The sequence below is a fragment of the Streptomyces sp. genome (assembly GCF_031178505.1).
Classification (GTDB): Bacteria; Actinomycetota; Actinomycetes; order Streptomycetales; family Streptomycetaceae; genus Streptomyces; species Streptomyces gulbargensis.
This window is the reverse complement of sequence record NZ_JAPSIW010000806.1, coordinates 1-3,062: the sequence shown is the minus strand read 5'-3', so window position 1 is coordinate 3,062 and position 3,062 is coordinate 1. Positions and strand designations below refer to the sequence as shown.

Annotated in this window: 3 protein-coding genes; all 3 read right to left on the bottom strand. The window is 76.9% G+C overall.

Annotated features, from left to right (window positions below; translation table 11 throughout):
• The coding region (locus RIF68_RS32660; protein ID WP_309054976.1) for an AAA domain-containing protein at positions 1 to 608 on the bottom strand (608 nt) is incomplete at its 3' end.
• The gene (locus tag RIF68_RS32655; RefSeq protein ID WP_309054975.1) at positions 605 to 2,197 is read right to left on the bottom strand and encodes a hypothetical protein; all 1,593 of its coding nucleotides are present in this window, start codon (positions 2,195 to 2,197) and stop codon (positions 605 to 607) included. The genes RIF68_RS32660 and RIF68_RS32655, both read right to left, overlap by 4 nt.
• The coding region (locus RIF68_RS32650) for a hypothetical protein (RefSeq protein WP_309054973.1) at positions 2,188 to 3,062 on the bottom strand (875 nt) is incomplete at its 5' end. The genes RIF68_RS32655 and RIF68_RS32650, both read right to left, overlap by 10 nt.

Sequence of the window (3,062 nt, the reverse complement as noted above, 5' to 3'; positions counted from 1 at the left end):
AGCTCCGGGTTGTGCGCGAGCAGGGTGGAGACGGCCGAGGCCGACGGGTCGTACGAGAGCCCCGCCCACTGGTCCGCGCCCACCACCGAGAACGGGTCCAGCTGCCCCGGATCGCCGACGAACAGCGCCCGCTCGAAGAGACCCGCCACCGCGAGCAGCGCGTCCGAACGCATCTGGTACGCCTCGTCCACGATGGCGTGCGACCACGGCTCCACGTTCTTCACGTGCGCCCACTTGGCGGCGGTCGAGATCACCACCGGCAGCCCGGTCAGCTCCCCCGGCTTCGCCGACTTCCGCACCTGCGGCAGGTCGTCGAGCGCCTTGTCGTACGCGTCGCGGTCGTTCGAGTGGAGCCGCCCCACCTCCAGGTCCGGCTGCTTCTCGGCGAGCCGCAGCACCAGGTCGTCCACCTGGGCGTTCGTCTGGGCCACCACCATCAGCGGCCGTCCGGCGGCCGCCAGCTCCAGGGCCGCCCGCACCACCAGGGTCGACTTGCCGGCGCCCGGCGGGGAGTCGACCACCACACCCCGGGAGGTGCCGTGCAGGGTGTCGGCCAGGATCGCGGACGTCGCCCGCGCCGCCTCGGCGCCGGGATCGAACAGGGTCACAGCAGGTCCTCGGGGGTCAGGGCGTCGGGCAGTTCGGCGGTGTCGGCACCGGCGGGCGGCCCGCCGTGCGTCCAGGGCGTCTCGTCCGGGTCCGGCAGCCGCGGCCCCACCCGCTGGTCGTGCTCGAACAGGGTCCAGGCCAGCAGCTCCCCCTTCTCCGGCACCGAGCCCTCGGCCGGCTCCTTCGACCGGCCCATCCGGTCGAGCAGCCGCAGCACCAGCGCCCCGTCCTCCTCGTACCGGACGAACTCCGCCGCCTGCGGCTTGCCCTCCAGGGAACGGAAGACCTTCACCCCCTCGGCCAGGTGCGGCCGGTCGTCCGTGCGGACCGTGAGCAGCGGACGCGGCGCCGGCCGCTTCGACTCCGTCCACGCCATCGTCACCTCCACCACCTCGGCGGCGAACGCCTCGCCCGCGAGCCGGCGCCCGGCCAGGACCAGCGGATCGTCCAGGGCCTCCTGCGCCTCCAGCTGCGCCTGCGCCCGCTCCCGGGCCGCGAGCTTCGCCGCCGCCGCGACCGCGCTGTCCCGGCGCGGCTGGGGCGGCTCACCCGCGGCGACCCGGTCCCGGTGGGCGGTGAAGGACCAGCGGTCACCCGTCCAGCGCTCGGCCACCCGGGGCCCCTCCGGCAGCCCGCGCAGCAGCCCGAGCGCCCGCCACACCGCGTCCCACGTGGGCTCCAGCTGGGAGGCGACGAGGCGCCGCAGCTCCCGCTCGGCCCGGTGCAGCTCGGCGAGACCGCTGTCGGCCGCCTCGCCGTCCTCGGCCGCGCCGAGTGCCTGCCGGGCCCGGTCGTAACGCTCGATCGCGGGCGCGAGCAGCCGGTTGTCGAAGGCCGGGTCGGTGGCCGGCCCGGCCGGCGGGCACAGGAGCCCGCCGGCCGCGTCCCGGCCCAGCTCGGCCCGCAGGGCCGCCTCCGCGCCCGACTCGCCCTCCGGCGGATCGATCCAGGCGAGCAGCGCGGCCAGGTGCTGGTCCTCCAGGGAGGACTGGCCGGTCGCCCAGTGCCGGTTCAGCAGGTCGGTCGCCGCGAGCAGCAGGGAGGAGCCGGGCACCCGGGCCCGCTCGCCGTAGTGGGTCAGCCAGCGCCCGAGCAGCGGCACCCGGGGCGGCGCCGGGAACGGCGCGTCCGGGTCCTGCTCGGCCGTCCGCCGGAAACGCGTGGACCGCCCGAGGAGCCGTACGTACTCGACGCCCGCCCGGCTCGGCACGATCAGCTGCGGCGCGTCCGCGCACAGCTCGGCCTCGACCCTGGTCCGCCGGCCGGTCGCGGGATCCGTCTCGTTCCGCTCGACGGTCTCCACGACGTCCGCGTACGCGTCGAGGTACGGCAGGACCTCCTCCGCCAGGTCGGCGAGGAACGCGAACCGCAGCTCCCGGTCCCGGGGTTGCGGCACCACCAGGAGCCGGGGCCGCTCGGGATCGGTGCCGACTAGGGCCCCGAGCGGGGCGCCCGCCTCGCCGGCGGTGGTCAGCGGGACGAGGACGAGCGGCCGGTCGGACAGGTGCCGGTGCCGGACGGTGGCCAGGGGCTGCGCCCGCCCGGACTCCACCGCCTCCAGCCGGGCCAGGGTGGCGATCAGCGACATGCGGCGGCCCCCGTCCCCGCGAGGGCCTCGTCGCGCAGGGCCCGGGCGCGGCGCAGGGCCGCCACCGCGGGATCCCCGGGGTCGCCCTCCTCACCGCGCGCCGCCGCCAGCACGGCGCCGACCGTGGTCAGGCCGCCGAGCTCGCCCCGTACCGAACGGCCCAGGGTCTCCACGGCGCCCGCCTGCCGGGCGCGCGCCCGGCAGTGGAAGGCCAGCTCGCACGCGGACAGGCACTCCGGGGCGTAGGCGTGGGGCACGCACTCCACCGCCTCGGCGAGTTCCGCCGCCGAACGCTCCGTCACATCGAAGCCCGTCCCCTCCGGCAGGGCGTCCGCGATCTCCTCGATGCGGGTCAGCCGGGCCAGCTGGCGGCGGGTGACCGCCCGCTGCTTGCGGACGTCGACCCGGGAGGCCGTGGGCACGTTGGAGAAGTCCCGGGGGCAGACCAGCAGCACCGTGTGCGCCACCTCCGCGCCCTCGGTCACCGCCGCCGTCCGCTCCAGGGCCAGCACGTACACGGCGGCCTGGCGGGCGGCGGCGCCCACCTTCGCCGCGTCGGCCGCGCCGTCGATCATCGGGAAGGACTTGATCTCCACGACCGTCCACCGCCCGTCGGGATGGACCAGCACCGCGTCGGGCTCCAGGTACACGGGCGAGCCGGCCACCTCCAGGACCAGCATCGGGTGGTCGAGCAGCGACCAGCCGCCGGCGGCGGTCGCCTCCCGCAGCGCGAGCGCCGTCCGGGCCGCCCGCCCCTGCGGCCCGGACGCCGCCAGATCCGGTACGGAGACGGCGCCGGGGTCCTCCACGCCGAGCAGGCGCAGCAGTTCGCGCCCGCCGTCCGCCTTGACCTTCGCCTCGAAGG